A 593-nucleotide genomic window follows, 5' to 3' on the forward strand; every position below is an offset into this window, starting at 1 on the left:
TGAAAATGCCTACGCGACCGATCCTGAGTCGGCTTTCGGCGGCATCATCGCCTTTAACAGAGAGCTTGATGGAAAAACCGCGCAAGCGATTGTTGATCGACAATTTGTCGAGGTAATTATCGCGCCGTCTGCAAGTAACGAAGCAATTGCAGCGGTAAGCACCAAGAAAAATGTTCGCCTACTTGTTTGTGGAACGCTAACGAAAGCAAGTCCTGCGATGGATTACAAACGCGTTAATGGCGGAATCCTTGTTCAAGAGCGCGACTTAGGAATGATCAATCTTGGTGAGATTAAGGTAGTTAGTCGCCGTCAACCAACCGAAGACGAGTTACGAGATGCATTATTCACCTGGAAAGTTGCAAAGATGGTGAAGTCAAACGCCATTGTGTATGGCAAGAATCTACAAACAGTGGGTGTTGGTGCAGGCCAGATGAGCCGTGTAAATTCAGCTCGTATTGCGGCAATCAAGGCAGAACATGCTGGCCTTAAAGTAGCTGGCTCCGTGATGGCCTCAGATGCATTTTTCCCTTTTCGGGACGGCATTGATAACGCGGCAGACGCTGGTATTGCTTGCGTGATTCAACCAGGCGGTT

General features: G+C 48.6%; 1 pseudogene. It reads left to right on the forward strand.

Going from position 1 to position 593, the window contains the following annotated elements:
* Window positions 1-593, forward strand: a pseudogene (gene purH, locus A3750_RS21895) (bifunctional phosphoribosylaminoimidazolecarboxamide formyltransferase/IMP cyclohydrolase); the annotation flags it as partial.

This window comes from Oleiphilus sp. HI0079, assembly GCF_001635105.1.